General features: G+C 74.1%; 24 protein-coding genes. 7 read left to right on the top strand and 17 right to left on the bottom strand.

The genetic code is table 11. The features are described from left to right. Nucleotides 1–19: 19 nt before the first annotated feature. Nucleotides 20–634 (bottom strand): DUF4291 domain-containing protein, encoded by a 615-nt coding sequence (locus OHS33_RS20125; RefSeq protein WP_330331792.1) that lies wholly within the window; start codon nucleotides 632–634, stop codon nucleotides 20–22. A gap of 90 nt (nucleotides 635–724) precedes the next feature. Continuing rightward, nucleotides 725–3,172: a helicase C-terminal domain-containing protein gene (locus tag OHS33_RS20130; RefSeq protein WP_330331793.1), complete on the bottom strand. Its 2,448-nt coding sequence runs from the start codon at nucleotides 3,170–3,172 to the stop codon at nucleotides 725–727. 130 nt (nucleotides 3,173–3,302) lie between these two features. Between OHS33_RS20130 and OHS33_RS20135 the strand changes: the two genes are divergently transcribed. Further along, nucleotides 3,303–4,325, top strand: a complete 1,023-nt coding sequence (locus OHS33_RS20135) for a hypothetical protein (RefSeq protein WP_330331794.1) — start codon at nucleotides 3,303–3,305, stop codon at nucleotides 4,323–4,325. Between the two features lie 772 nt (nucleotides 4,326–5,097). On the opposite strand, the gene OHS33_RS20140 is transcribed toward OHS33_RS20135, so the two are convergent. Genes OHS33_RS20140 through OHS33_RS20150 form a run of 3 tightly spaced genes read right to left on the bottom strand, consistent with a single transcriptional unit; the run spans nucleotide 5,098 to nucleotide 7,969 of the window. Then, on the bottom strand, nucleotides 5,098–5,886 hold the full coding sequence (locus OHS33_RS20140) for an ABC transporter ATP-binding protein (protein WP_330331795.1): 789 nt from the start codon (nucleotides 5,884–5,886) through the stop codon (nucleotides 5,098–5,100). Continuing rightward, nucleotides 5,883–6,941, bottom strand: a complete 1,059-nt coding sequence (locus OHS33_RS20145) for a FecCD family ABC transporter permease (protein ID WP_330331796.1) — start codon at nucleotides 6,939–6,941, stop codon at nucleotides 5,883–5,885. Before OHS33_RS20145 ends, OHS33_RS20140 begins: the two co-directional genes overlap by 4 nt. Continuing rightward, a complete protein-coding gene (locus OHS33_RS20150) occupies nucleotides 6,938–7,969 on the bottom strand; it encodes a FecCD family ABC transporter permease (RefSeq protein ID WP_330331797.1) in 1,032 nt (343 codons plus the stop codon). The genes OHS33_RS20145 and OHS33_RS20150 overlap by 4 nt, the downstream gene beginning before the upstream one ends. 81 nt (nucleotides 7,970–8,050) lie before the next feature. Between OHS33_RS20150 and OHS33_RS20155 the strand changes: the two genes are divergently transcribed. After that, a complete protein-coding gene (locus OHS33_RS20155) occupies nucleotides 8,051–8,719 on the top strand; it encodes an HAD family hydrolase (protein ID WP_330331798.1) in 669 nt (222 codons plus the stop codon). Here OHS33_RS20155 and OHS33_RS20160 read toward each other — a convergent pair. After that, nucleotides 8,707–9,009: a hypothetical protein gene (locus OHS33_RS20160; RefSeq protein ID WP_330331799.1), complete on the bottom strand. Its 303-nt coding sequence runs from the start codon at nucleotides 9,007–9,009 to the stop codon at nucleotides 8,707–8,709. The two genes, OHS33_RS20155 and OHS33_RS20160, sit on opposite strands and share 13 nt — an antisense overlap. A gap of 144 nt (nucleotides 9,010–9,153) precedes the next feature. On the opposite strand from OHS33_RS20160, the gene OHS33_RS20165 reads away from it, so the two are divergent. Then, nucleotides 9,154–9,537: a cold-shock protein gene (locus tag OHS33_RS20165; RefSeq protein ID WP_330331800.1), complete on the top strand. Its 384-nt coding sequence runs from the start codon at nucleotides 9,154–9,156 to the stop codon at nucleotides 9,535–9,537. A 94-nt stretch (nucleotides 9,538–9,631) separates the two neighbouring features. Here the strand turns inward: OHS33_RS20165 and OHS33_RS20170 are convergent, their stop codons facing one another. The 4 genes from OHS33_RS20170 to OHS33_RS20185 form a co-directional block, all read right to left on the bottom strand. Continuing rightward, nucleotides 9,632–10,525: a 1,4-dihydroxy-6-naphthoate synthase gene (locus OHS33_RS20170; protein ID WP_330331801.1), complete on the bottom strand. Its 894-nt coding sequence runs from the start codon at nucleotides 10,523–10,525 to the stop codon at nucleotides 9,632–9,634. Beyond that, on the bottom strand, nucleotides 10,503–11,270 hold the full coding sequence (locus OHS33_RS20175) for a futalosine hydrolase (protein ID WP_330331802.1): 768 nt from the start codon (nucleotides 11,268–11,270) through the stop codon (nucleotides 10,503–10,505). Before OHS33_RS20175 ends, OHS33_RS20170 begins: the two co-directional genes overlap by 23 nt. Before the next feature lie 8 nt (nucleotides 11,271–11,278). Further along, nucleotides 11,279–11,794, bottom strand: coding sequence for a DUF2771 domain-containing protein (locus OHS33_RS20180; protein ID WP_330331803.1), 516 nt, complete (start codon nucleotides 11,792–11,794; stop codon nucleotides 11,279–11,281). A 281-nt stretch (nucleotides 11,795–12,075) separates the two neighbouring features. Then, a complete protein-coding gene (locus OHS33_RS20185) occupies nucleotides 12,076–13,461 on the bottom strand; it encodes an MFS transporter (RefSeq protein WP_443065325.1) in 1,386 nt (461 codons plus the stop codon). A 360-nt stretch (nucleotides 13,462–13,821) separates the two neighbouring features. On the opposite strand from OHS33_RS20185, the gene OHS33_RS20190 reads away from it, so the two are divergent. Then, complete coding sequence (locus tag OHS33_RS20190) at nucleotides 13,822–14,748, top strand: DUF3027 domain-containing protein (RefSeq protein WP_330331805.1); 927 nt, start codon at nucleotides 13,822–13,824, stop codon at nucleotides 14,746–14,748. A 618-nt stretch (nucleotides 14,749–15,366) separates the two neighbouring features. Here OHS33_RS20190 and OHS33_RS20195 read toward each other — a convergent pair. From OHS33_RS20195 to OHS33_RS20205, 3 genes are all read right to left on the bottom strand, one after another. Beyond that, the gene (locus tag OHS33_RS20195) at nucleotides 15,367–16,914 is read right to left on the bottom strand and encodes a flotillin family protein (protein WP_330331806.1); all 1,548 of its coding nucleotides are present in this window, start codon (nucleotides 16,912–16,914) and stop codon (nucleotides 15,367–15,369) included. Nucleotides 16,915–17,065: 151 nt separating this feature from the next. Then, a complete protein-coding gene (locus tag OHS33_RS20200) occupies nucleotides 17,066–17,284 on the bottom strand; it encodes a hypothetical protein (protein WP_330331807.1) in 219 nt (72 codons plus the stop codon). Between the two features lie 67 nt (nucleotides 17,285–17,351). Then, the gene (locus OHS33_RS20205; RefSeq protein WP_330331808.1) at nucleotides 17,352–18,878 is read right to left on the bottom strand and encodes an MFS transporter; all 1,527 of its coding nucleotides are present in this window, start codon (nucleotides 18,876–18,878) and stop codon (nucleotides 17,352–17,354) included. Between the two features lie 76 nt (nucleotides 18,879–18,954). Here OHS33_RS20205 and OHS33_RS20210 point away from each other — a divergent pair, with 76 nt between their 5' ends. Continuing rightward, a complete protein-coding gene (locus tag OHS33_RS20210; protein WP_330331809.1) occupies nucleotides 18,955–19,530 on the top strand; it encodes a TetR/AcrR family transcriptional regulator in 576 nt (191 codons plus the stop codon). A gap of 790 nt (nucleotides 19,531–20,320) precedes the next feature. Here OHS33_RS20210 and OHS33_RS20215 read toward each other — a convergent pair. Continuing rightward, nucleotides 20,321–21,349: a WD40 repeat domain-containing protein gene (locus OHS33_RS20215; protein WP_330331810.1), complete on the bottom strand. Its 1,029-nt coding sequence runs from the start codon at nucleotides 21,347–21,349 to the stop codon at nucleotides 20,321–20,323. 102 nt (nucleotides 21,350–21,451) lie between these two features. Between OHS33_RS20215 and OHS33_RS20220 the strand changes: the two genes are divergently transcribed. Beyond that, nucleotides 21,452–22,180 carry a GDSL-type esterase/lipase family protein gene (locus OHS33_RS20220; RefSeq protein ID WP_330331811.1) on the top strand — a complete coding sequence of 243 codons (729 nt, stop codon included), beginning with the start codon at nucleotides 21,452–21,454 and terminating at the stop codon, nucleotides 22,178–22,180. A 59-nt stretch (nucleotides 22,181–22,239) separates the two neighbouring features. Further along, on the top strand, nucleotides 22,240–23,229 hold the full coding sequence (locus tag OHS33_RS20225) for an aldo/keto reductase (RefSeq protein ID WP_330331812.1): 990 nt from the start codon (nucleotides 22,240–22,242) through the stop codon (nucleotides 23,227–23,229). 133 nt (nucleotides 23,230–23,362) lie between these two features. Here the strand turns inward: OHS33_RS20225 and thpR are convergent, their stop codons facing one another. The 3 genes from thpR to OHS33_RS20240 form a co-directional block, all read right to left on the bottom strand. Then, nucleotides 23,363–23,908, bottom strand: a complete 546-nt coding sequence (thpR, locus tag OHS33_RS20230) for an RNA 2',3'-cyclic phosphodiesterase (protein ID WP_330331813.1) — start codon at nucleotides 23,906–23,908, stop codon at nucleotides 23,363–23,365. A gap of 631 nt (nucleotides 23,909–24,539) precedes the next feature. After that, complete coding sequence (locus OHS33_RS20235; RefSeq protein WP_330331814.1) at nucleotides 24,540–25,889, bottom strand: MFS transporter; 1,350 nt, start codon at nucleotides 25,887–25,889, stop codon at nucleotides 24,540–24,542. A gap of 24 nt (nucleotides 25,890–25,913) precedes the next feature. After that, complete coding sequence (locus OHS33_RS20240) at nucleotides 25,914–26,351, bottom strand: MarR family winged helix-turn-helix transcriptional regulator (protein WP_330331815.1); 438 nt, start codon at nucleotides 26,349–26,351, stop codon at nucleotides 25,914–25,916. Nucleotides 26,352–26,436 lie beyond the last annotated feature (85 nt).

Genomic DNA, 26,436 nt, shown 5'->3' on the forward strand with positions numbered 1-26,436 from the left:
CGTACAAGGGGGAGGCGGCCTAGGTGCCCAGATGTGGCAGTGGGCCCGCCGGATAGGGGGTTTCGGCGGGGAGCAGGGCGTGGGCCGCCGCGTCGTCCCCGGCGCGGACCAGGGCGTGGATCTCCCGGGCCAGCGGGGTGACGTCGCGGATGGACACCGTCCACTCGTCGGCGTACGCCCGGGACGCGGGCCCGGACAGGCCCAGTTGGAGCGAGCGGTACGGCAGGGCCTTCAGGCGGAGGTCCCGCTCGGGATCCCACTGGACGCGGGCCGGGGCGGCGCGCAGCGCGTGCCGCCAGGCGGTGTGGTCGGAGTGGACGCCGGACTTGTAGTGCGACAGGCAGGCGTGGCGCAGCGCGTGGTCGAAACCGGCGCGGGTGATCTCGACGGCGAGCACCGTCTCCTGGCCCTCCTTGGTGGCCCAGCCGCAGCGGTACATCATCCACAGGAACGACGGCTTGATCCACGTCATCCGCTCCCGCTTCCAGGCGGGCGGGAAGCGGCCGTCGCGGGCGGCCGGGGGGCCCAGGTGCGGGCCGTAGGCCTGGTAGACGGTGATGGTGTCGGCGGTGTGGGCCGCGCGGATCCGGCGGGACGGCTCCGGGGAGGGTTCCGGGGATGGTTCTCGGGACATGCCCTCAGGATCGCCGTTCGCCGGGCGGCGCGGCGAACGGTTTTCGCCGCCCTCGCGCTGTCCGCCCGCGTGCTGTCCGCCCACGCGCTGCTACACCTGGTCGTCGGCCAGTTCCGCCACGCCCGTCACCCGGTGCAGGGCGTAGGTGCGCACCTCGTCCGCGGTGTGGTCGTAGCCGGTGACGAAGCCGCCCTCGACCCGGACCGGAGCGATCACGCGCTGGCTGGCGGCGCCGTCCGCGTTCACGTAGCCGATCCACACCGCCGAGCCGGTCAGCGCCGCCGCCTGCACCGTCGCCAGGGTCTCCGCCGCGCTCGTGCGCGGCAGTTCACCGGGCAGGGCGGAGGCGGCGGCGGACGGCGCGGGCTCCTTGCGGACCGCCGTCGCCGCCAGGTCGCCCGCGCGGATCGCCCGTACCGCCGCGCCCAGCAGGGTCGCGTCCGGCGCGGGCGGGCCGTCCGGGACGGGTACGGGCGCGGCGCGGCGCGGTGTGCGGTGCGCGTCGGCCCGCGCCACCAGTACGTCACCGGTCCGGGATTCGGCGGCCGGGGCGTAGCCCATGGCCCGCAGCCCGTCGAGCAGCGCGCCCGGTTCGGCCTGCGCGGCCAGCACGGTCGGCGCGAGGCGGCGCAGCCCGAGGCCCGCCGAGCGTTTGTCGGCGAGGAGTTCGCCGAGCACCGCGTCGTCGTCGCAGCGCACGTAGGAGGAGGCCGCGCCCACCCGCAGGTGCCCGTGCCGCCGGGCCACGTCGTCGATCAGGTAGGACAGCGGCTGCGGTACCGGCGTACGGCTGTGCTCGGCGAGGAAGGCGTGCAGGTCGGCGGCGGTCCGCCCGGCGTCCAGGGCGCGGCGTACGGACCCGGGCGTGAACCGGTACACCGTCGCCCCGCCCTTGGACTCCACATCGGCGAGCACGGCCAGCACGTCCCCGAGCGGGCGGCGCAGCGGACCCGGCGCGACGGCCGTCAGGTCGGCCTGGAGCAGTACGTGGTCCACCGGTTCCGGCAGCAGCGGCGCCAGCAGCGGCCCCGGATCCTCGTGCGCGAGCAGCGCCCGGCCGGGGGCCGACAGCGCCCCGCGCCCGGTCACCCCGAGCAGCTCCGCCTCCGCCAGGGTCCAGTGCGCGAGGCGGGCCCGCAGCTCACTGGTCCCGCGCACCGGGCGCTCCCACGCGAGGCGGGCGAGCAGCGCGTCGGGGTCGGCGGAGCCGCCCTCGGGCAGCGCGGCGAGGAGTTCGAGGACCCGGCGGCGCACCTCGGGGGCGGCGCTGCGGTCCAGGTCGGGGCCGAGGACGGACAGGGTGCGGCCCTTCGCGTCCTGCTCCCCGGCCAGCGCGGACGTACGGGTGGCCGGGAGCCAGGCGGCGGCCAGCGCCGACCACCGCTCGGCGGGCGGGAGTTCGGTCCAGGTGTCGAAGGCGGGGGTGGGCGCGTACCGTTCGTCGGCCTCGCCGTCGCTGGCCAGCAGACCGGCGGCGTAGGCGAGCTCGATCCAGAACGCGGCGAGGGACTCGGTGGTGTCCAGGGCGGCGGCGGTCCGCTTGAGGTCGCGGACGGCGAGGCCGCCCGCGCGCAGCACGGCGGGGCCGGTGTGCTCCCAGTACTTGACGAGTTCCTCGACCGTGGACAGTGCGGCGAGCGCCTGCCCGGCCGCGTTCGCGTCCACAAGCTGTGGACGGTGCTCGCGCGCGGCGGCCACCGGCGGGGCCACCGGCTCCGCCGTCCGGTGGGCCAGCCCGCCGCGCAGGTGCAGGGCCACCTCGCGCGGGAGGACGACCGTGCGCGTCGAGGCGGGCAGCAGCAGCCCGCGGTCGCGCAGCCAGCGCACCGGCGGCGTCGGATTCGCGGTCACCTCCCCGTACGGCGGCCCCCACACCAGACGCCCCAGCACCTGGTGGGCCTCGGCGGGCGCCTCGTCGAGCAGCGCCGACATCCGCTCCCCGTCGGTGAACAGGGCGGTCAGCGCGGACACCGCGGACACCGGGTCGTGGGTGGCGGGCAGCCCGGCGGCCAGCACGATCTCCTGAACCCGGCCCGGGGACATCCCCGCGGTGGCCTCCGCGACGGTCGGGCCGAGCCCGGTGGGGGAGGGCCGCGAAGCCGACGGGGCCAGCAACTCCCTTGCCGTGCGCACCAGTCGCACCGCGTCCGGCCCGCCCCACACGAGGGCCTGGTCGCGCAGCGTCCGCAGGGCGCCGGGCAGCGCGGCGCGCACCGCGTCGGCGGCGGCCGGCCGGTCGTCCCCGCCGTCCGGGGCCACCCCGGTCAGCAGCGACTCCAGCGCCTCGTAGGGGCACGGGTCCGGGGCCACCGCCAGCGCCTCCGCGCACTGCAGCGAGAACCGGTCCAGGTGTTCCAGGGCGCGCACCACCGACGCGCGGGTCCCGGCGCGGGTCGCCAGCTGGGTGACGTCCCCCGGCACCGGGTTCAGCAGATCCGGCCGGGCGCGCAGCAGAGCGGCGAGCGCGGCGTCGTCACGGGCGCGCAGCGCCTCGGCGAGGGAACGCGGAGCGGTCCCTGCGGTGCTTGGCTCGGGCACGGTCGCCTCCTGGTCGCGTCGGCCGGTCTTCGGCCGGTTCCCATCCGGTCCACGTTATCCGCTGCGTACGCGGCCGCTCCACGGGCGCACGCGCTACCTTTCGACGAGGCGGTACGGGAGGAGCCGGGGCGTGGGCATCGAGAGCGACCATCTGGTCTACGAATATCTGAGCCGGGTCGGCGACTTGGCCCAGCGGCGGCAGCTGCCGTCGAGCGACCGGATGCGGCTGGTGACGGGCCTTCGGGACGAGATCGACCGGCGCCGTGCCAAGTACGACCCGGACACCCCGGCCGCCGTGCGGCGCATCCTCGACCGGATCGGCAGCCCCGAGGAGATCCTGGACGCGCTGGCGTCGGGGCGCGGGCCGGGGGCGGCCGCGGCTCCGGAGGCGGCTGTGGGCGTGCCCGAGCAGCGGGGGCCGGGGCGGCTGCGCGGCCGCAAGTCCGTACCGCCGCCGCGGACCGCGCCGTCCCCCGCGCCGCCCCCGGCGCCCGGGCCCGCGTCGCCGCACCTCGCCGGGCTGGACGAACTCGGCCCCGACGGGGGCGGGTCCGCCGAACCCGACTGGTGGCGCGTCACCCCCGGCCCCTACGGCGCCGGGCCGCAGGTCGAGGGATTCGCGGGCGGCATCGAGATGCCCGACCTGCCGGACCTCTTCAAGGTGCCGGCGGAGGAGGACGAGGCGGCCGAGGCCGATGCGGTCGGCGCGGGCAGGGACGGGTCCCGGGGGCGGGCCGTCGTACGGGCGCTGCGTGAGCGGCGGCGCCGCAAGAAGGAGGCCGCGGCTCCCGACGTGGCCGTCGCGGAGGCCGCGCGCCCGAAGCCGCACGCGTTCCTGCTCCTCGCGGCGCTGCTGCTGACGGTCGGTGCGGTCAGCGGGTACTGGGTGCTCCTCGGGCTGGGCTGGCTGGTCGCCTACGCCTCGCGGGTGCTCGGGCCCGCGGAGAAGAAGTGGGTCGTGTTCGGGCTGCCGGGGGCGGTGTTCGCCGGTGCGGTGGTGTGGGTGTGGGGGCGGCTGAACCACCACTGGGGCGACCCGCTCGTCGACGGCCAGCTCGGCGAGGCCTTCTCGGGGATGTGGCCGTGGCTGGTCCGCGGGGCGGCCGTCGCCTCCGCCCTCTACCTGGGCTGGCGCTCCCGCCGCCGAGCCTGACGCCGCCGCCGCTGCCGGTGTCCCGCTGCGCGGTGCCTGTCCCCCTCCCCGCCCCTTCCCGAAACCGGGCGCTGCCCGGACCCGCGCCTCAATCGCCGGCGAGGCTGAGGTGGTCCCCGGGCTCCGCCCGGCTCTGCGCCTCAATCGCCGGCGAGGCTGAGGTGGTCCCCGGGCGCTGCCCGGCTCTGCGCCTCAATCGCCGGCGAGGCTGAGGTGGTCCCCGGGCGCTGCCCGGCTCTGCGCCTCAATCGCCGGCGAGGCTGAGGTGGTCCCCGGGCTCTGCCCGGCTCTGCGCCTCAATCGCCGGCGAGGCTGAGGTGGTCCCCGGGCTCTGCCCGGCTCTGCGCCTCAATCGCCGGCGAGGCTGAGGTGGTCCCCGGGCTCCGCCCGGCCCCGCGCCTCAAACGCCGGCGGGGCTGAAAACCCAGCCCGCCCTCGGCCGAGATGCCCGAGCGAGCAAATCCACCCTGAGCGAGCAAATCCAGCCCGCCCGGCGTTTGAGGGCCCGCCGGAGGCTCCACCCGGCCCCGCGCCTCAAACGCCGGCGGGGCTGGGACGGTCCGGCGCAGCCGGGATGGTCCCGCCCTGGGCTGGCCCGCGCGGCAAATCCAGCCCGCCCGGCGTTTGAGGGCCGCCGCCGGAGGCGCTGGGGGCTGCAGGCGGTATGGCTGGGTGGGCAGATCCAGCCCGCCCGGCGTTTGAGGGCCCGCCGGAGGCCTTACCGGGGCGCGCCGGAGGGGAAGGGGGGCGGACCGCCCGGCGGTTGAGGGGGTTACGGGGACCAGGGGGAGGACGGGATGATCAGAGGGGAGCCCGTTATCGGGTCCGGGATGACGATGGAGGCGAGGCCGAAGACCTCGCGGACGAGGTCGGCGGTGACGACGGCGGAGGGCGGGCCCTGGGCCACCACCCGCCCCGCCTTCATCGCCACCAGATGATCCGCGTACCGCGCGGCCTGGTTCAGGTCGTGGAGGACGGCGACCACCGTCCGCCCCCGCTCGTGGTTCAGCCGCCGCACCAGGTCCAGCACTTCCACCTGGTGCGCGATGTCCAGGAACGTCGTCGGCTCGTCCAGCAGCAGCAGGTCCGTCTCCTGCGCCAGCGCCATCGCGATCCACACCCGCTGCCGCTGCCCGCCGGACAGCGCGTCCACGGGCCGGTCCGCCAGCTCGGTGACGGACGTACGCTCCATCGCCGCGGCCACGGCCCGCTCGTCCGCCTCGGACCACTGCTGCCACCAGTGCTGGTGCGGCTGGCGCCCGCGCGCCACCAGGTCCGCGACCGTGATCGCCTCGGGCGCCACCGGGGACTGCGGGAGCAGCCCGATCGTCCGGGCGATCCGCCGGGTGGGCAGGGAGGCGAGCGCCTCGCCGTCGAGCAGGACGGCCCCCGCCCGCGGTTTCAGCAGCCGCCCCAGCGCCCGCAGCGTGGTGGACTTCCCGCAGGCGTTCGGCCCGACGATCACCGTGACCTTCCCGTCGGGGACGGACAGGTCGAGGTCCTCCACGACGACCCGGTCCTCGTAGGCCAGGGTCAGCCCGCTGGCTGTCAGACGGCTCACGATTTCGTCCCTCCACTGCGGCTGCGCATGATCAGCCAGATCAGGTACGGCGCTCCCACGGCGGCGGTCAGCACGCCCACGGGAAGCTCGGTCGGTGACAGCAGCCTGCGGGCCAGCAGGTCGGCCAGGAGCACGATCACGGCGCCGGTCAGCGCCGAGGACAGGAGCGGGATCTGCGCGGTCCTCGTCATCCGGCGGGCGATCTGCGGGGCCAGCAGGGCGACGAAGTCGACGGGTCCGGCAGCTCCCGTGGCCACGGAGGCCAGTACGACGCCCAGCGCGACCAGCCCGAGCCGTACCGGGCCCAGCCGGACCCCGAGCGCGGTCGCGGTGTCGTCGTCGAGCGAGACCGTACGCTGTGCCCGCGCCGCCCACAGGACGGCGGGAAGCAGCGCCACCAGCACCCAGGCGAGCGGGGCCGCGATGTCCCAGCCGCGCCCGTTGAGGGAGCCGGTCATCCAGATCTGGGCCTGCTGGGCCACCAGGTAGTCGCCCTTGGTCATCAGCAGGCTGGTCACGGAGCGCAGCGCGATGGCGAAGCCGATGCCGATGAGCACGAAGCGCCCCGCGTGCAGGCCGCCGCGCCAGGCGAAGGCGTAGACGAGGGCGGCCGCGGCGAGCCCGCCGAGCACCGAGAGGTAGGGCAGGACGGCGTACGAGGTCACCCCGAAGGTCAGCGCCGCCACGGTGACCGCGCCCGCGCCCTGGCTGATGCCGATGATGTCGGGGCTGGCCAGCGGGTTGCGGGCGACGGTCTGGATCAGCGCGCCCGCGACCCCGAAGGCGAGGCCGACGAGCAGACCCACCGTCAGGCGGGGCAGCCGCAGCGTGCCGACGACCAGGTCGTCCGGCGAGGGCCGCCCCAGCAGCACCTTGACGACCTCCCCGGGGGCGACGAAGGACTCGCCGACGCAGAGGTACGCCACGCACACTGCGGCCAGCAGCCCCGCGAGGCCGAGCGCGACCGCCGCGGCCCGCCGGTGCAGCAGGAACGACCCGCGCCCGGCCCGGACCAGCGCGTACCCAGCGGGACGCGCGAGAGCAGGGGCGCTCACGCGGCCACCGCCTTGCGCCGCACCAGGACGATCAGGAACGGCACCCCGATGAGCGCGGTCATCACCCCGGCCGGAACCTCGCCCGGCGGCAGCACGATCCGCCCGGCCACATCCGCGACCAGCAGCATCACCGGCCCGATGAGCGCGGCCATCGGCAGCACCCAGCGGTGGTCGCCGCCCACCACGGCCCGCGCGATGTGCGGCACGGCCAGCCCGATGAAGGCGACCGGCCCGGCCGCCGCGACCCCGGCGCCGGTCAGCACGGTGGCCCCGAGCCCGCCGATGACGCGGACCGCGCCGACGTTCTGCCCCAGACCCCGGGCGACGTCCTCGCCTAGCGCGAGCGCGTCCAGTCCGCGCGCCACCGACAGCACCAGGACGGCCCCCACCAGCAGGAACGGCCAGAGCTGGGAGACGACCTGGAGGTCGCGCCCGGCGACCGAGCCGACCTGCCAGAAGCGGAACTCGTCCAGCGTGGACGCCTTGGCGGTCAGGACCGCCATGGTGACGGAGGCGAGCAGCGCGTTGATCGCGGCGCCGCCGAGGGCGAGTTTCACGGGGGTCGCGCCCCCGCGCCCGCTCGCGGCGATGGCGTACACGGCGACGGAGGCCACCGCCGCCCCGGCGAACGCGAACCACACGTACCCGGTGAGCGTGTGCACCCCGGCGAAGGCGATCGCACAGACGACGGCGACCCCGGCACCCTGGCTGATGCCGAGGATGCCGGGGTCGGCGATGGGGTTGCGGGTGATGCCCTGGAGCGCGGTCCCGGCGAGCGCGAGGCCCACCCCGACCATCAGGGCGACCAGGGTGCGCGGGACCCGCAGGCTCCGTACGACCTCGGCGTCCGGGGTGTGCGCGCCGCGGAAGAGCGCGTCGAAGACTTCGGCGGGGGGTATGGAACGGGCGCCGACGGCGAGGCTCAGCACGACCGCGCACAGCAGCGCGGCGAGCGCGGCCGCCGTCCAGCCGAGGCGACGGGCCGTCAGAGTGCGCCGCGGGGCGGCGCTGGGAGCGGGGGCTGACATCTCACCCAATTTCATGATCTGGTAAGGCGACCCTAAGTCTACGTTCCCCCGCGTGCGCCCGGCCTCGGCACAATGGAGGACATGACCTCCAGCGCCACAGCCCCCGCCACACACGCCTTCACGGTCGGCTTCGACCTCGACATGACCCTCATCGACTCCCGCCCCGGCATCAAGGCCACCTACGAGGCGCTGTCCGCCGAGACGGGCACCTGGATCGACGCCGCCCAGGCGGTCACCCGGCTCGGGCCGCCGCTGGACGAGGAGCTGGCGAACTGGTTCCCCGAGGAGCGGATCGCGGACATGGCCGACCGCTACCGGGAGATCTACCCCACCTATGCCATCGAGCCGACCCCGGCGATGCGCGGGGCGCGCGAGGCGGTCGAGGCGGTGCGGGCGCTCGGCGGCCGGGCGATCGTGGTGACGGCGAAGCACGAGCCCAACGCCCGGCTGCACCTGGCGCACCTGGGCATCGAGCCCGACGCGGTGATCGGCTGGCTGTGGGCCGAGGCGAAGGCGGTCGCGCTGCGCGAGTACGGGGCGCAGGTCTATGTCGGCGACCACGTGGGCGACGTACGCGGGGCGCGCACGGCGGGCGCGCTGTCGGTGGCGGTGCCGACCGGGCCGTGCCCCGAGCCGGAGCTGCGCGAGGCGGGCGCGGACGTGATCCTGGCGGACCTGACCGAGCTGCCCGCCTGGCTGGCGGAGTACGTCCGTACCGCCCCCTTCGCGGAGATGGCTCAGGAAGCCTGAACGGCCCCCTGTGCCGCGGCCTGCGCGAGGCGGGCCGCGCGGCGCTGGGCGCCCGCCGAGCGGAGCACCCCGGCGGCCGAGATCGCGAAGCCGACCCCCATCAGCATGCAGACGGCCCACGCCCACGACGGGAACGGCCGGGTGTGCAGGAACAGCGGGGCCATCGTCGCGAGGGTGGCCGCGGCGCCGAGGATGAACACGATGCCGCCGGCCTTGACCAGTGCGTCGCCGGGCCGCGCTTCGTCGTCACGAGGAGCGTGCGGAGTGCCGGAATCAGGAGTGGGAGTCACCTCACCAGGGTAGTTCCCTGGCCGAAGGGGCACTGCAGGAAGGACCGGGGGACGCCTTGTCAGGGCGACCCGGACCATTAGCCTTGAGGGTGGCAGGTCACAGATGATCCGCCGCACCGACGAGCACAAGGACAGAGGACGGACGTGCCTACCGGCAAGGTCAAATGGTTCAACAGTGAGAAGGGCTTCGGCTTTCTCTCCCGCGACGACGGCGGCGACGTCTTCGTCCACTCGTCGGTACTGCCGGACGGGCTCGACGCGCTCAAGCCCGGCCAGCGCGTGGAGTTCGGCGTGGTCGCCGGCCAGCGCGGCGACCAGGCGCTTTCCGTGACCGTCTTGGATCCGGCGCCGTCGGTCGCGGCCGCGCAGCGCCGCAAGCCCGACGAACTGGCCTCGATCGTCCAGGACCTGACGACCCTGCTGGAGAACGTCACGCAGTCGCTGGAGCGCGGCCGCTACCCCGACAAGGCACACGGCACGAAGATCGCGGGCATGCTGCGCGCGGTGGCCGACCAGCTCGACGTCTGACGCACTGACTCTGAAGGCCTGACGCCCCGACGCCCGGACGCACCCGCGCCCGGGCGTCGGCCCGTTCCTACGGGAATCACGGGAATCACGGGAATCACGGGAAGTCGAGGGCCCCGGGTGCGATCGCCGGGACCAGGCCCTCCGCGGCCGCCCGGGTCAGCAGCCCGCGCACCGCCGCGTACCCGGCCTCGCCCAGGTCCGCCGTGAACTCGTTCACGTACAGCCCGATGTGCTGGTCGGCCACCGCCGGATCCAGCTCCTGCGCGTGCGCCCGTACGTACGGACGGGACGCCTCCGGGTCGTCCCACGCCATCCGCACCGACGTACGGGCCGCCTCCGCCAGCCCCCGCAGCGCCTCCGCGCCCAGCGAGCGCCGGGCGATGATCGCGCCGAGCGGGATCGGCAGCCCGGTCGTGGACTCCCAGTGCTCGCCCATGTCGGCCAGGCAGTGCAGCCCGTAGTCCTGGTACGTGAACCGAGCCTCGTGGATCACCAGTCCGGCGTCCACCCGGCCCGCGCGCACCGCGGGCATGATCTCGTGGAACGGCAGCACCACGACCTCGCCCACCGCGCCGGGCAGCACGTCGGCCGCCCACAGCCGGAAGAGCAGGTAGGCCGTCGAGCGCTCGCTCGGCACGGCCACCGTCTTGCCGGTCAGGTCGACACCCGGCTCGCGGGTCAGGACCAGCGGCCCGCACCCCCGGCCCAGCGCCCCGCCGCAGGGCAGCAGCGCGTAGTCCTCCAGCACCCAGGGCAGCACGGCGTACGACACCTTCAGCACGTCGAGCCCGGCCAGGCCGTCCGCGTCCGCCGGGGCGTCCGGGCCGCGCTCGGCGATGCCGTTGGTGATGTCGATGTCGGCGAAGGTCACGTCCAGCGCGGGCGCGCCCGGCACCCGGCCGTGTGCCCACGCGTCGAAGACGAAGGTGTCGTTGGGACACGGCGAATAAGCGATCTTGAGCGCTTCAGTGCTGCTCATGCTGCTCATGCTGACGTTCTCCCCAGTTCGCGAGTACGGGCCCCAGCGCGCGGAAGCCGTCGGTGAGCGCGGCGAGCGCCTCCCCGATCCGCCAGGCGGCGCGGTCGCGCGGGCCCACGGCGTTGGACACGGCGCGGATCTCCAGTACCGGCAGCCCGTGCGCGGCGGCGGCCTCGGCGACCCCGAAGCCCTCCATCGCCTCGGCCCCCGCGAGCGGGTGCCGGGCGGCGAGCCGCGCGGCGCCTTCGGCGGTGCCGGTGACGGTGGACACGGTGAGCACCGGCGCGAGCAGGGCGCCCGTCACCTCGGCGGCGCGGGCGGCCAGTTCGGCGGGCGGCAGGTGCACGGTGCGGCCGAAGCCCAGTTCCCGGACGTCCAGGAAACCGTCGGGGGTCTCGGCCCCCAGGTCGGCGGCGACCACGGCGTCCGCGACGACGAGCGAGCCGACCGGGGCGGCGGGCTGGAAGCCGCCGCCGATCCCGGCGCTGACGACGAGGCCGTAGGGGCGGGGGCCGCCGGGCGCGTCCGCGAGGGAGGTCGCGAGCGCGGTGGCGGTGGCCGCCGCGGCGGCGGCCGGACCGACCCCGCCGACGAGGACGTCGAGGGCGAGGCCGGGCAGGTCCCGACGGGTGATGAGGTACCCGCCGGGAAGCGTGCGCGGCTCAGGTGACCCGGAGAGGTCCGGATGAGGGGTGAGACCGGCGGCGACGGAGTCGGCCTCCGCCGCCACCGCGGTCACGATGAGCGCGCGCACGGGACGTACTACTTCTTGAGCTTGAGGTTGAAGGTCCAGACGGAGGTGGGCTTGCCGTCCTTGCTCAGCTCGATGACGTGGATCGGCTGGGACTCGACGGGAGCGGCGGGCGCGCCCTGGCCACCGGTGGAGAACGGGTTCAGGCCGGGGAAGCTCTGGTAGGTGTTGGTCGTCAGGTCGCCCAGGCGCTGGGTGCCGACGGCGGCCAGCCACTTCTTCCCGTCCTTCACGACGTCCGGCTCGACGCCCAGGCGCAGGGTGTCCCCGGCCGTGTAGTCGATGGTCTTGGCGTCCTTCGCCCCCTTGGAGTCGTCGAGGCACTCCTGGACGCGTGCCTCGGACAACTCCTTCTCCGAGTCCTTGAGCTTGCAGACGGCCTGGGCGGACACCGACGAGCTGCCGACCGTCACGGTCGCCAGAGGCGTCGGCTTGTCGCAGGCGGAGAGGACGAGGAGGCCGGCGGAAACGGCTCCGAGGGCCGCGACACTGCGGCGGGCCCTACCCGAGATAAGCGGTGCGGTCATGAGCCGAAGGCTATCGGGCCCTTGGGCTGCGCCGCTGCATGGGGTCCTGGTGGCCTGTGGCGCGCCGGGTGCGGGTGCGCTGCCGGGGGGCTCCGCCCCCGGACCCCCGCGCCTCAAACGCCGGCGGGGCTGGATTTGCCCGGGGTGGTGCGCCTGGCGCGGGCTGGATTGCCCGGAGGGCAATCTCAGCCCCGCCGGCGTTTGAGGCGCGGGTCCGGGCAGAGCCCGGTTTCGGGAAGGGGCGGGGTGGGGGAAGCCCCGCGCAGCGGCTCCGGCTCCGGCTACGCCACCCGGGGCCGGGGCGCGCCGCCCGGGTGATGGTGGCGGGGAGAACCGATCAGGCCGCGGACGGCCATGACCGTCCCGAGGGCGACGATCGCGGCCGCCACGGCCATCCCCAGCACCCCGTGCAACGGGAGCGCGATCCCGATCGCCCCACCCAGCACCCACGCCACCTGCAGCAGCGTCTCCGACCGCGCGAAGGCCGACGTCCGCACCGCCTCCGGCACGTCCCGTTGGATCATCGCGTCCAGCGACAGCTTGGCCAGCGCCTGGCAGAAGCCCGCCGTCGCCCCCAGCACGGCCATCAGCGCCCCGGAGAAGAACACGGCGGCCACGACCGCGACGCCGAGCGTGGCACTCAGCACCACGGCGATGATCGTCTCCGGCGCACGGGCCCGCAGCCACGCGCCCACCGCCGTGCCGCACGCGTTGCCCACGCCCGCCGAGACCCCCACGATGCCCAGCGAGACGGCCGCGCTCTGCCCGGACAGCGGGTGCTCCCGCAGCAGGAACGCCAGGAAGAAGATCAGGAACCCGGACAGCCCGCGCATCGCGGCATTCGCCAGCAGCCCGCACAGCACCGGCTTGCTGACCGTCCGCAGACCGGGCCTGCGGGAATGCGCCTCGTGCGTGGAGAGCCGGGCCCGCCGCTCGCCCTTCGCCTCGTCCACCTTGTGCGGCAGCGTGAACGCCGCGAAGGTACCGAAGAGGAAGATCGCGCAGGCCCCGTACAGCGGCCACCCGGGGCCGATCGCGTGCAGGGCCGCCCCCACCGGCGCCGCGGCACCGGTGGCCAGCAGACCGGCCAGCGTGACCCGGGAGTTCGCCTTGACGAGGGAGAACTTGGGCGGGAGCAGCCGCGGCACCACCGCACTGCGCACCACTCCGTACGCCTTCGAGGCGACCAGCACGCCGAGCGCCGCCGGATACAGCTCCAGCCCGCCCGTGGCCACCGCGCCGGACATCATCACGGCGAGCAGCGCCCGGGTGAGCATCGCCGCCGCCATCGCGGCCCGGCGGCCGTGCGGCAGCCGGTCCAGCAACGGGCCGATGACGGGGGCCAGGAGGGTGAAGGGGGCCATGGTGATCGCGAGGTAGAGCGCGACCCGGCCGCGGGCCTCGTCCGTGGGGACGGAGAAGAAGACGGTCGAGGCGAGCGCCACTGTGATCATCACATCACCGGCGCCATTGATCGCGTGCAGCTCGATCAGCTTGCCGAGACCCGATTCCCCCGCCCCGTGGGCGTGCGTGGCCCTCCGGATCCCGCGCGCCGTACCCGTGATCGGCAGGTGCAGGGCACGGCCGAATGCCCGGCCGGCCCTCCGGACCGGTCCCGAGCCGTCATCGGACGACCGTACGGGTGCCACCTGGCCATAGTGCCCCACCCACCCCGCGAGAACCCGTCCCGGCGCGCTCCCGGTGCGCTGCCGGTGCGCTCCCGGCGCACTCCGTGGTCCGGCCGGAGGGAGCAGGTCGTCCGCGAATCGGACTTGCATGTGGGCCCAGGCCCCAAGAAGAGGTAGCGTGCGTAGCGCGCCACCGGCGGTTGCTCCTGGCCGCGCGCCTCTTCGCGATCCCGCAGAATGGATCGCAGGTAGGTGCGCCCGGAGTCCGATCGGGTGCGGACGTCGACGCGGCCCTCTGGTCCGCTCCGCCCGCACTTCGTACGGACACAACCGACGGGTCGTTGTGGACGACAGTACGGACGGCGCACTCGTGAGACGGCGTAGGAGAGAACGAGACCAGTGAGTGCTGCGACGACGCGAAGCCGTACCCCGCGTACCCCTGACCGCCTGTGCGTCGAGGCGGTAGAACTCGCGCGGGCGGCGGCCGAGGATGCCGCCTTCCCCGGCGTGGTGGGAGAGCACGTCTCCGCGGTGGCGGAGGGTGACCGGGTCGTCACCCACTACTTCGAGGCCAAGGAAGCCGGCTACCGGGGCTGGCGCTGGGCCGTCACGGTGACCCGCGCCTCCCGCGCGAAGAACGTCACCCTCGACGAAACGGTGCTGCTCCCCGGCTCCGACGCGCTCCTCGCGCCCGAGTGGGTGCCGTGGAGCGAGCGGCTGCGGCCGGGCGACATGGGGCCGGGCGACCTGCTGCCCACCGATGCCGAGGACCTGCGGCTGGAGCCCGGCTGGTCCGGCGAGGACGCGCCGCCGCCGAACTCCGTGGTTTCCACCGAGATGGCCGAACTGGTCGAGGCCGAGGACGCGGACGTCACCGACCGCGCGGTGGTCCCGGTCGTGCCGGTCCGCGGGTCCATCACCTCCGTCGCCGAGGAACTCGGCATGCGGCGGGCGCGCGTGCTCTCCCGCTACGGCCTGCACACCGCGGCCGACCGCTGGGACGAATCCTTCGGCGCGAAGACGCCCATGGCGCAGGCCGCGCCCGCGTCGTGCGTGTCGTGTGGCTTCCTGGTCGCGATCGGCGGGTCCCTGGGGCAGGCCTTCGGGATCTGCGCGAACGAATTCGGTCCGGCCGACGGGCGGCTGGTCTCCCTCTCCTACGGGTGCGGGGGGCACTCCGAGGCGGCGGTGATGCCGGTGCCGATGCGGCCTGCGCCGCCGGTGCTGGACTCCATGGCCTCGGACGAGTTCCCCCTCCGCCCCACCCCCGACACCGGCTCGGTCCCCACCACGGACCCCACCCCCTCGGACCTGGGCCACTCCTAGCCGTCAGGGCCCGGCCGGGTCCACCCTCCGGGTGTGGCTCCGTTCCCCCTCCAGGTGCGGCCCGGTCCCCCTCCGGGCGCGGCTCCGTTCGCCCTCCGGGCCCGGCCCGGTCCCCCTCCGGGCGCGGCTCCGTTCGCCCTCCGGGGGCGCCTCAAACGCCGGCGAGGCTGGGTTTGTCGGCGTGGCCATCCTGGCCTGCCCGGCAATCCCATCCCGCCCGGCGGGGGCAATCCCAGCCTGCCCGGCGTTTGAGGGCCCGCCGGAGGCGACATCAGCCTGCGCGGCGATTGAGCGCGCTGCGGCCCGGTTGGCCCTCCGGGGGCGCCTCAAACGCCGGCGGGGCTGGGTTGGCCCGGCAATTTCAGCCTGCCCGGCGTTTGAGGGCCCGCCGGAGGTGACATCAGCCTGCGCGGCGATTGAGCGCGCTGCGGCCCGGTTGGCCCTCCGGGGGCGCCTCAAACGCCGGCGGGGCTGGGTTGGCCCGGCAATTCCAGCCTGCCCGGCGTTTGAGGGCCCGCCGGAGGTGACATCAGCCCGCGCGGCGATTGAGCGCGCTGCACCCCCCGGAGGGGGGAGTCCGGGGACACGGACGGGTGACTCGGCCCCCGGACCGTTGCCCTACGCCCGCCCGTCGTCCTCCGTGATCGGGATCGGCTGGACCCCGTTGACCGCAGGCACGGTCGGCACGGTCGGTACGGTCGGTACGGGCTTCTTCGGAGCGCCCGCCGCCGCGTCCGGCGCCTGGTTCATCGAGGACAGCAGCTGGCGCGCGAGGCCCAGCCCGGTACCGCCCATCGTCAGCGCCTTCGCGAACATCTCCGACATGCCCTCGGCGCCGTTCAGCAGCACCATGTGCTCGACATTGCCGAAGGCACTCGCACCCGCCTCCACGATCTTGGGCCAGTTCTCGGCGAGCTGCTGGGCGACCACGGCCTCCTGGTTCTCCGCCAGGGCCGCCGCGCGCGCCTTGATGGACTCGGCCTCGGCGAGACCCTTGGCCTTCGCCGCGTCCGCCTCCGCCAGACCCCTGGCCCGCGCCCACTCGGCGTCCGCGAGGCCCTTGGCCTGCGTCGCCGCGGCTTCGGCCTCACCGGTGGCCCGGGTGGCCTTCGCCGCCGCCAGACCGCGGGCCTCGGTGGCCTCGGCCTCGGCGGCCGCGGCCGTCTTGACCCGGGTGGCCTCGGCGGCCGCCGCGAGTTCGGTCTCCTGGGCCTTGGCCTGGGCGGCCGAGATCCGGGAGTCGCGGTCGGCCTCGGCGAGCGTGCGCTGCTCGTAGGCCTTGGCGTCCGCGGGCTTGCGCACGTCCGCCTGGAGCTGCTGCTCGCGCCGGTTGGCCTCCAGTTCGGCGACCCGGGTCTCCTGGACGACGACCTCCTGGCGGGCGGCCGCGTCCGCGAGCGGACCGGCCTGGCGGGCCGAGGCCGCGGCCTTGTCCCGTTCGGCCTGGTAGCCCGCCTGGAGGATCTCGCTGTCGCGGGTGGCCTCCGACATGCGGGCGAAGGCGGCCTGTTCGGCCTCGGTCGCCAGCAGGTTCGCGTCGGCCTGGGCGATCCGCGCGTCCCGCTGGACGGCGGCCGCGTGCGGCATCGCGAGGTTCTTGATGTAGCCGGTCGGGTCCTCGATCTCGTGGATCTGGAGCGAGTCGACGATCAGGCCGAGCTTCTCCATCTCGCTGCCGCAGGCCGCCCGGGTCTGCCCGGTCAGCTTCTCGCGGTCGCGGATCATGTCCTCGACCGTCAGCCCGCCCACGATGGAGCGCAGGTGACCGGCGAACACGATGTGCACGCGCTCCGGGATCATCTTCTGCTGGTCCAGGAACCGTCGTGCCGCGTTCGCGATCGAGACCATGTCGTCCCCGACCTTGAAGATCACCACGCCCCTGACCTTGAGCGGGATGCCCTGGTGGGTCACGCAGTCCACCAGTAGCTCGGTCTCGTTCAGGTCGAGCGAGAGCTTGCGCACCGCCTGGACGCCGGGCAGGACGAGCGTGCCGCGGCCGGTGACGATCCGGAACCCCATGCCGTCGCCGAGACCCTCGGTCTTGTGCGTGGAACCGGAGATGACAAGTGCTTCATTCGGTTCGGCCACTCGCCACATGAGCTTGAACAGGCCGATCAGAACGAGTAGTGCGGCGAGAACTATTCCCGCCACGACGCCGATAGCCATCGGCAAACGCCCCCTTAGTGCAGTGCCGTTGCGGCACCGATGAGGGCGAGTCTGCGCCTGTTGGGGATTGGCGTGAAGACGCTGACGCTTCCTTGTCGCAATCTTGATACGCGGCGGTGTCGCGCCAGGTCAACGATGGGTCAAGGGAGGGTCAGTTGACGTAGGCGGCGGTGACGTACACCGTGCGCGGCGGCAGGTGTTCGACCACCGTGACAACGGTCCCGACGGGGATCGGCTGCCGTTCGTCGAGGGCCGGGTAGGCCAGGAAGTGCTCGGCCCCGCCCCGGATCCGGATGATGACCTCGCCCACGAGTCCGGGCCCCACCGTGCCGGTGACCCGCCCGGTCATCCCCGCCATGTCCTGATCCATACCCGCAGGTTACGCGGGAAGGGCCCGGGGAGACCCCGGGCCCGTGCCATCGGCGCGCGTACGCCGCTCAGTTGGTGAGGGCCGCGGCCCGCTCGGGCTCCCCGCTCCGGGCGGCCTCGGTGCGCCGGACCCGGGTCACCGCGACGGCCGCGGCGACCAGCAGCAGGGCGGTGGCGCCGTAGGAGGCGGTGTGCATGCCGTGGACGAAGGCCTCGCGGGCGGTGGCCAGTACGGTCTCCCCGGCCCCGCCGCCGATCTGCCGGGCGACCGCGGCGGCGCCGCCGAGGGTCTCCCGTACGGCGGGCTGCGCGCCGGCCAGGTCGTCGCGGTAGACCGCCGTGCCGAGGCTGCCCAGCAGGGCCATGCCGAGCGCCCCGCCGAACTCGCTGCCGGTCTCCAGGACCGAGGCGGCCGAACCGGCCTTCTCGGCGGGGGCCGAGGCGAGGGCCATGTCGGAGACGAGCGCCATCACGGTGACGATGCCCGAGGCGAGGACGGCGGCGCCGGCCAGCAGCAGCCAGAGCGAGTCGGTGCCGGTGAGGCCGAGCAGGGCGAACCCGGCGGCGCCGATGACGAACCCGCCGGCGATGACGACGGGCCGGCCGAACTTCTGGCCCAGCGCGGTGGCGGTCGGGGCGGCGGCGCCGACGGCGACCGAGGGGGCCAGGGACCACAGGGCGGCCTCCAGGGTGCCCATGCCGAGGACGGACTGGAGGTACTGGGTGGTGAAGTAGGCCGAGCCCATCATGGCGAAGGCGGCGATGGTGTTGAAGGCGACCCCGGCGGCGAAGCCGCGGCCCCGGAACAGGTCCCGGCTGATCATCGCGTCGCCGCGGTCGCGCTGGCGGCGGACGAAGAGGAACCCGAAGACCAGGCCGGCGGCGAGGCAGCCCAGCGGCAGCGGCTCGAAGCCGTTGGCGGCGATCTCTTTGAGGCCGTAGACGACGGGCAGCACGGCGGCCATCGAGAGCGGGACGCTCAGCAGGTCGAAGCGGCCGGGGGCGGGGTCCTTGAACTCCGGTACCAGCACGGGGACCAGGACCAGCAGGAGCAGCATCGCGGGGACGTTGATGAGGAAGACCGACCCCCACCAGAAGTGGTTCAGGATCAGCCCGCTCATGACCGAGCCGAGGGCGATCCCGCCGGCCATCGCGCCGGACCAGATGCCGATGGCCTGGCCGCGCTGCTTGTCGTCCTGGAAGAGGTTGCGTACGAGCCCCAGCGTGGACGGCATCAGGGTCGCGCCGCCGATGCCGAGCAGGGCGCGGGCGGCGATGAGCATCTCGGCGCTGGTGGCGTAGGCGGCGCAGACGGAGGCGAGACCGAAGGCGGCGGCGCCGATCAGCAGCAGCTTGCGGCGGCCGATCCGGTCGCCGAGCGAGCCCATGGTGATGAGGAGTCCGGCGAGGGCGAAGGCGTAGCTGTCGAAGATCCAGAGCTGCTGCGTGGCGGTGGGATCCAGCTCCTGGGTGATGGAGGGGATCGCGAAGTAGAGGACGGAGACGTCCATCGAGACCAGGAGGAGGGGCAGCAGGAGGACGGTGAAGGCGGTCCATTCCCGGCGGCCCGCGAGACGTGCTGCGGGGTTCGTCATGAACAGCAATGTACAACCGTCATAAACGCTTGTCTAGAACGCTAGTCATAAACACTTGTCTTGCTAAGCTCGGGCCATGGGACATCGCGAAGATCTGCTCGAAGGCGCCAAGAAGTGCCTGGTCGAGAAGGGGTTCGGGCGCACGACCGCGCGGGACATCGTCAACGCGTCCGGCGCCAACCTGGCCTCGATCGGCTACCACTACGGCTCCAAGGACGCCCTGCTCGCCCAGGCGTTCATCGCCCTCGCGGAGGAGTGGGGCGACGCCTTCTCCCCGGACGTGACCGGGGACGGCGGCTCGCTGGACCGCTTCCGCTCGGTGTGGGAGGGCATCCTCTCCCAGCAGGAACGGTTCGCGCCGATGTGGGCGGCCAGCATGGAGGTCGCGCTCAGCCGGGACCGGATGCCGGAACTGCGGGCGATGCTCGCGGCCTCCGAGGGCGAGGGCCGCAGCGGCCTGATCTCCCTGTTCACGGGCATCCCGGAAGAGGACCTCAGCGCCGACGACCTGCGGACCCTCGGTGCGCTGTACCAGGCGATGCTGACCGGGGTGATGCTCCAGTGGCAGTTCGACCCGGCCACGGCGGCCACGGCGGCGGACCTCACGGAAGGCCTCCGCCGCCTGGCCACCGCCCTCACCCCGAAGCCCTGACCCCGCCGACCCGGGGGCGGGGCCGGGTTGTCCCCCTGCGCCGGAGCCCCGGCGCGGCCGGACCGGTGCCGGGGGCGCCGCGCGTCGGTGTCGGCGGTCCGGGCCGCGCACCCGCGCCTCAATCGCCGGCGGGGCTGGCAATGCCCCGGCCCGGGGCCTCGGCGCGGCCGGGCCGGTGCCGGGGGCGCCGCGCGCCGGTGTCGGCGGTGCGGGCCGTGTGCCCGCGCCTCAATCGCCGGCGGGGCTGGGTTGTGCCCCGGGCCGGGGCCTCGGCGCGGCCGGGCCGGGCTGGGGTGCCCGGTGGCGGTGTCGGCGGTGCGGGCCGCGTGCCCGCGCCTCAAACGCCGGCGGGGCTGGGAATGCCCTGGCCCGGGGCCTCGGTAGGACTGGGTTGTGCCCCTGGGTCGGGGCCTCGGTAGGGCGGGGTTGGGAATGCCCCTGGGGCAGTGGCTTTGGTAGGGCGGGGGTTGGGAATGCCCCTGGGCCGGGGGCTTCGTGGGGTGCTGGGCCGGGTGGGGGAGTGTGGGGGGTGTGGGGTGTCCCCGCAGGCCGAGCAGAACCACTGCCGGGTGGCTTTCCGACCCCGGGAGGGTTCTGCGAGCCGAGGAGACACCCCACACCCCCGCGCTCCCCCGCCCCCACCCCGACCCCGCCCAGCCCGGGCAGTGCCCCCGGCGACCCCGGTCAGCCACCCCGACCCCGCCCCGCACGGGCACCCTGAGCCTCGCCGGCGATTGAGGCGCGGGCGCCGGGGACCGGACCCCGGGTTCCGAACCGCCCAAGCCACCGGTCAGGCGTCGCGGCGGCGCCCGCGTCCGACCAGGCGGCGGCCCGCCAGCACGATGGCCGTCGCGCCGACCAGCACCATCGCGCCCACCGTGAAGTTCCCGCCGCCGGGAGCGCCCCCGGCAGCCGGCGGGGACCCGGGGCCCGGGGTGGCCCCGGGCGCAGACGAGGGCGAGGCGGCGGCGCCAGCCGCAACCGGCACGGCCACCACCCGGCTGTTCACCCCCTCCGACCCGAACATCAGCACCTTCCCGTCCGGCGTGTACGTCACCGACTCCGCCTGCCCCTGCCACGGCGCGTCCTCCCGCACCCCCTCGCCCTGCGGCTTGCCGTCCTTCCAGGGGAAGGTCCGCGCGAAGAAGTACCCGCGCAGGGTCAGCCTCCCGCCGTCCGGCGAGAACGCCCCGTCCGTCACCCACGGCACGTCCGCGACCCGGCGGAACTCGTTGCTCCCCGACGCCGACAGCTGCTCCGGCCCCTCGTACAGCCCGCCCTTGTCCTCGCTCTTGCTCGCGATGTACACCCGCCCGGTCACCGGATGGACCATCAGCGCCTCGGCGTTGCGCGGCCCGTCCGCATAACGCACCGTGAACTGCACCGGTTTGACCGTCACGTCGCCGAGCTGCGCGGGCTCCGGGAAGCGGTAGATCCACACGTGGTCCCAGGTGCCGCCCAGGTTGTCGCCGATGTCCCCGACGTAGAGCTGGCCGTCCGGGCCGAGCGAGATCGCCTCGACGTCGCGCGGGGCGCCGATGCCCTCCATCGTGACGCGGGCGACCGTACGGCCCGTGGCCGAGTCGACGGCGTACACGTACGGCCCGTCGTCACTGTCGTTGTGCGTCCAGTAGACCCCCGGATGGATCTTGCTGGCCGCCAGCCCGCTGGACTCCTTGATCCGCGGATCCGAGATCGTGAAGGAAGACGCCCCGGGCGCGGGCGAGGCGGCGAACGGGGCGGCGGCCGCCGCACCCGACAGCAGCGCCAGGGCGGCAACGGCGGTGGCGACGGCGGCGGCAGGCAGAAGCGGGCGCATCCCCCCACCCTGCCAGGCCGCGCCCACACCATTGCCCGGCAGGCCCGGGGCCGTGTCCGGCATCACGTGGGCAGCACGACCGTGATCCGCGATGATGACCGGATGCGTTTCATGTTCGTCGGCGACTCCATGACCATCGGACGCGCCGGCGACTTCACCTGGCGCTACCGGATGTGGCAGCACCTGAGCGCCCACTTCGGCGGCCCCCACGAGATCGTCGGCCCGCGCAGCGAGGTCTACGACACCTCCGCCGACGCGCCGACCAGCCACGTCTACGCCGACCCCGGCTTCCCCGCCGACGCCCGCCGCCACCTGGCCGGCTGGGGCGAGGGCTGGCAGCACATGGTCCCGCTCATCGGCGACGCCGCCCGCGCCCACCGCCCGGACGTGCTCCTCGTCTCCCTCGGCCTGATCGACCTCGGCTTCTACACGGACGCCGACCAGACCGCCGCCAACGTCCGCCGCTTCGTCGACGAGGCCCGCGCCGCCCGCCCCCGCATCCGGATGGTGCTGCTCCCGGTCATCCCCAACGTCCGCGCCGACACCGACGCGCCCTTCGCCGCCCAGGTGATCCGCTTCAACGAGCTGCTGGCGAAGGCGGTCGCAGACCTCTCCACCGACGCGTCGCCGCTGCTGCTGGCCGCGCGCCCGCAGGACTACGACCTGCGCCACGACACCTACGACGGCACCCACCCCAGCGCCTCGGGCGAACACCGCCTCGCGGGCGAGTTCGCGGCCGTCATGCACCAGGCCTGGGGCATCGGCGCGCCGTACACGCCGACCGGAGCGTCGTCCGGAGCGCCGTCCGGGCCGCCATCCGAAGGTCTGTAACACGCCCTTCACCGCAGGGTCTTGCTTCGAGCGCGCTCCAAGCAGTTGGCTTGTGCCCCATGAAGTACACGCAGCTCGGACGCACCGGCCTCAAGGTCAGCCGACTTGTCCTCGGCACGATGAACTTCGGCCCCCAGACCGGGGAGCCGGAAAGTCACGCGATCATGGATTCCGCGCTCGACGCGGGCATCAACTTCTTCGACACCGCGAACGTCTACGGCTGGGGCGAGAACAAGGGCCGCACCGAAGAGATCATCGGCACCTGGTTCGCGCAGGGCGGCGGCCGCCGCGAGAAGACGGTCCTCGCCACCAAGGTCTACGGCAGCATGGCCGCCGAGGGTGACCCGTGGCCCAACTACGACCGGCTCTCCGCGCTGAACATCCGCCGGGCCGTCGAGGCCAGCCTCAAGCGCCTCAACACCGACCACATCGACGTCTACCAGTTCCACCACGTCGACCGGAACACCCCCTTCGAGGAGATCTGGCAGGCCGTCGAGGTCCTGATCCAGCAGGGCAAGATCCTCTACGCGGGCTCCTCCAACTTCCCCGGCTGGAAGATCGCCCAGGCCAACGAGGCCGCCGCGCGGATCGGGCGGCTCGGCCTGGTCAGCGAGCAGTGCCTCTACAACCTGGCCGAGCGGCGCGCCGAGATGGAGGTCATCCCGGCCGCCGAGGCGTACGGGCTCGGGGTCATCCCCTGGTCCCCGCTGCACGGCGGGCTGCTCGGCGGCGCCATCCGCAAGTCCGCCGAATCCGGCCGCACCGCCTCGGGCCGCTCGGCGGAGGCGCTGTCCAGCAGCTCGGTACGGGCGCAGGTGCAGGCGTACGAGGACCTGCTCGACAAGCACGGCCTGGAACCCGGTGACGTGGCCCTCGCCTGGCTGCTGACCCGGCCCGGGGTCACCGGCCCGATCGTGGGCCCGCGTACGCCGGAGCAGCTCGCCTCCGCGCTGCGCGCGGTCGAGCTGGAACTCTCACAGGAGGTGCTGGACGGCCTCGACGAGATCTTCCCGGGGCCGGGCGCCTCGCCGGAGGCCTTCGCCTGGTAGCGGCCTACTGGCCTAGCGGCCTACTGGCCGACGGCGGCGGCCACCGCCACGACGACGAACATCAGTACGAGCACACCGGCCATCACACGGTTACGGGTCTTGGGATCCACCCGTCGAGCCTAACGCGTCGGGGTCAGCCGCCGAGCGGCCAGGCCCCGACCACCTCGTAGCGGGAGCCGTCCGCGCCCCGGGTGGGGTTGCTGCGCACCAGGCTCAGCTCGCGGACCGGCCACGGCGAGCCCTCGAAGCCCGCGAGGGCCTCCGTGTACGGGCGCAGGTCGGTTCCCTCGGCGCTGCGGGCCAGGGTGAGGTGCGGGGTGTAGCGGTGGTGCTGGTCCATCGGTACGCCGGCCCGCCGGGCGGCGGCGTCCGCGCGCTCGGCGAGCATCCGCAGCTCGTCGAGGCCGCCGGCCGCGCCGGCCCACAGGGCGCGCTCGCCGAAGTGGCCCGAGCCGTGGACGCGGAGCGTGAAGGCGGCCGTCTTGGCGGCGGCCCGCTCCATGCGGGCGTGGAGGTCGGGGAGGAGTTCCTCCCCGACCTCTCCCATGAAGGCGAGGGTGAAGTGCCAGCCCGCGTCTGCCGTCCAGCGGAGGCCTGGGGCGGCGGCGATGTTGGTGACGGCCACGCGAAGCTCCGCGATGGCCCTGGCGGGCGGCAGCACGGCCGCGAACAGTCTCATCCCCCGAGCCTATCCGCGCCCGCGCGCCCGCCCCCTGCCCCAGAGCCCTCAATCGCCGGCCAGGCTGAATCCCGGCCCTCAATCGCCGGGCGGGCTGGGTCTTGCGGGCCTTGTTTTGCCCGTGCGGGCCGGTGCGCCTCCGGCGGGCCCTCAATCGCCGGGCGGGCTGGGTTTTGCGGGCCTTGTTTTGCCCGTGCGGGCTGGATTGCGCCGGCCCGGTTTGCCCGTGCGGGCCGATGCGCCTCCGGCGGGCCCTCAATCGCCGGGCAGGCTGGTTTGGCGTGCTGGAGGAGCCAACCCCAGCCCCGCCGGCGTTTACGCGCAAGACCAGCCCGCCCGGCGCGGGCTGGAGGGGGGCAACCCCAGCCTCGCCGGCGTTTGAGGCGCCGCCGGAGGCACACCAGCCCGCCTGGTGCTTGAGGGCGTCGGTACGCGCAAGACCAGCCCGCCCGGCGCTTGAGGGCGGCGGGGGACCGGCCCGCCCGGCGCGTGCTGGAGGGGCCAACCCTAGCCTCGCCGGCGTTTGAGGCGCCGCCGGAGGCACACCAGCCCGCCCGGCGCTTGAGGGCGTCGGTACGCGCAAGTTCAGCCCGCCCGGCGATTGAGGGCGTGGGGGGCGTCCCCGCCAGGGTCAGGCCGCGGGGACCAGGTGGCGGGTGGGGTGGCGGGGGACCAGGGCCACGCCGTGGTGGCGGTCCACGCGGAGGCGGAGGTTGCCGACCCGGGCCAGGACGAGGCCGATCGTGAGCGCCGCCAGCAGGGCCACCGCCCCGCCCGCCGCCATCCCGATCCGCGCCCCGTAGGTGTCGGTCACCCAGCCGACCACCGGCGCGCCGAACGGCGTACCCCCGGTGAAGACCATCATGAAGAGGGCCATGACCCGGCCCCGCATCTCGGGATCGGTGGCCATCTGGACGCTGGAGTTGGCCGTCACGTTCACCGTCAGCCCGAACATCCCGATCGGGACGAGGAGCAGGGCGAACAGCCAGAAGCCGGGTGCGAAGGCGGTCACGATCTCCAGGACGGAGAACAGCACGGCCGCCGCGACGAGCACCCGCAGCCGGGACTGGGCCCGCCGGGCCGCGAGCAGGGCGCCCGCGAGGGAGCCGGCCGCGATCAGCGTGTTGAACAGGCCGTACGTGCCCGCGTCGCCGTGGAAGACGTTGCTGGTGAAGGCCGACAGCCAGATCGGGAAGTTGAACCCGAAGGTCCCGATGAACCCGACCAGCACGATCGGCCAGATCAGCTCGGGCCGGCCCGCGACGTAGCGCAGGCCCTCCCGCAGCTGCCCCTTGGCCCGCGGCTGGATCTCCGTACGGTGCAGCTCGTGCGCCCGCATCAGCAGCAGGCCCGCGATCGGCGCGGCGAAGGACAGCCCGTTCAGCAGGAAGGCCCAGCCGGAGCCGACGGCGGTGATCAGCACGCCCGCCACCGCCGGGCCGACCAGCCGCGCGGACTGGAAGTTGGCCGAGTTGAGGCTGACGGCGTTGCCGAGCTGGTCCGGTCCGACCATCTCGGACACGAAGGACTGCCGGGCCGGGTTGTCGACGACGGTGATGAGGCCGAGCAGGAAGGCGGCGAGGTAGACGTGCCAGACCTGGACGTGTCCGGCGAGGGTGAGCGCGCCGAGCGCGAGGCCGGTGAGGCCCATCGCGCCCTGGGTGGCGATCAGCAGCGGCCGCTTGGGCAGCCGGTCGGCGAGGACGCCTCCGTAGAGGCCGAGGAACAGCATCGGCACGAACTGCAGGGCGATGGTGATGCCGACGGCTGAGGCGGAGCCGGTCAGGGAGAGGACCACCCAGTCCTGGGCGATGCGCTGCATCCAGGTGCCGGTGTTCGACACGACCTGGCCGGTGGCGAAGAGCCGGTAGTTCCGGATCCTCAGCGAGCTGAACATGGAGTTCTTGCCTGCGGTGGTGCGTGTTGCGGTAGGAGCGGATGTATGGCCGGGTGCGGAGTCTGCTCCGTTTCCCGTACTCAAGGTGGTGCCTCCAGGCGTGTGCGGTTATAGGTGCGCGAGCTTCTCCAGGACGGGTGCGGCCTCGCGGAGCTTGGCCCATTCGTCCTCGGTCAGCTCGGCCGCGAGCCCGGCCAGGAAGGCGTTGCGCTTGCGGCGGCTCTCTTCGAGCATCGCCTCGGCTTCCTCGGTCTGGCTGACCACCTTCTGGCGGCGGTCGTCGGGGTGCGGCTCCAGCTTGACCAGTCCCTTGGCCTCCAGCAGCGCGACGATGCGGGTCATCGACGGCGGCTGTACGTGCTCGCGCCGGGCCAGCTCACCGGGGGTGGCCTGGCCGCAGCGGGCGAGGGTGCCGAGGACCGACATCTCGGTCGGGCTGAGCGACTCGTCGACGCGCTGGTGCTTGAGGCGTCGGCCGAGCCGCATGACGGCGGACCGGAGGTCGTTCACGGCGGCGGCGTCGTCGCCATGGGAAAGGTCTTGCATGTTCATTAGAGTAACTCATTACTCTACCTAAAGAACACCGGGTTGTTTCCGTCACTCGTACGGGTGAGTCGGTTCCGGAAAGTGA

The sequence above is a fragment of the Streptomyces sp. NBC_00536 genome, assembly GCF_036346295.1.
In the GTDB taxonomy this organism is placed as follows: Bacteria; Actinomycetota; Actinomycetes; order Streptomycetales; family Streptomycetaceae; genus Streptomyces.